This is a genomic window from Arthrobacter sp. P4_F11 (genome assembly GCF_056401395.1).
The window spans coordinates 1-876 of record NZ_JBFUJK010000046.1 but is presented as its reverse complement, the minus strand read 5'-3'; the positions used below and the strand labels follow the sequence as shown (position 1 = coordinate 876).

1 protein-coding gene is annotated in these 876 nt (G+C 63.1%); it reads right to left on the bottom strand.

The genetic code is table 11. From position 1 onward, the window contains the following. The coding region (locus AC1DRO_RS21170; RefSeq protein WP_476952338.1) for a DUF4082 domain-containing protein at window positions 1-876 on the bottom strand (876 nt) is incomplete at both ends.

Here is an 876-nt window from a genome sequence, read left to right as displayed (position 1 = left end):
GGTGTTTGCCGTGATGGCCACCGGGCTGGAGAACGTAGCCTGCTGCCAGCCGGAGGCGGTTTCACCCGAGAACGTCACCGAGGCAAGCAACGTCCCGGAGGCGGACCACAGATGGCCGGTATGGGTCCCGGTATTGCTGCTTCCCTTGTAGAACCGGACACCTGTGACAGTCCCGGCCACGTCGGAACGGAACTTCATGCCCAGCTCCACGGCGTTGGCGTCATTGACTGTGACGGTGGACGGCACCGAAGTCGAACTGAACACACTGCACGGGCACCCCCCCTGCGCGGCGGCCGTGGTGAATGTCCAGGAATAGGGTGCCGTCATCGTCTGGCCCGTACTGTTCGTGGCCCCGCTGACAGTGGCCGTATATGTCCTGCTATATCCCAGGGCGCTGGCCGGCGTGAACTTGGCAGTACTGGTCGCGGAATCGTAGGAAACCGTACCAGCCACCGCATTGCCGCCGCTGTCCTTCAGKCTGAACGCCACGGACGACGCCGTCACGGCCTGATTGAACGTCGCCGCCGGCTCCGCCGCCACATCCACACCCGTCGCACCATTTGCAGGACCAACTGATGAAATTGCAGGTCCTGTTGCGTTGAAGATGACGTCGACCCAGTAGTTGGCGTTGTTGTAGCTGTTGTTGGGGAACGCAGTGGCTCCGTAGCTGTAGACGCCGTTAGAGCCGTCGGTGCCGCTGGCCAGGCCGTGCAGCGGAGGGGTGTCCGCAGCACTGCTGAAGTAGCCTCCATTGGCCGAATAGAACCCGTTCGGGGCCCGGTAGGACACCACATAGGTGGTGTTTGCCGTGATGGCCACCGGGCTGGAGAACGTAGCCTGCTGCCAGCCGGAGGCGGTTTCACCCGAGAACGTCAC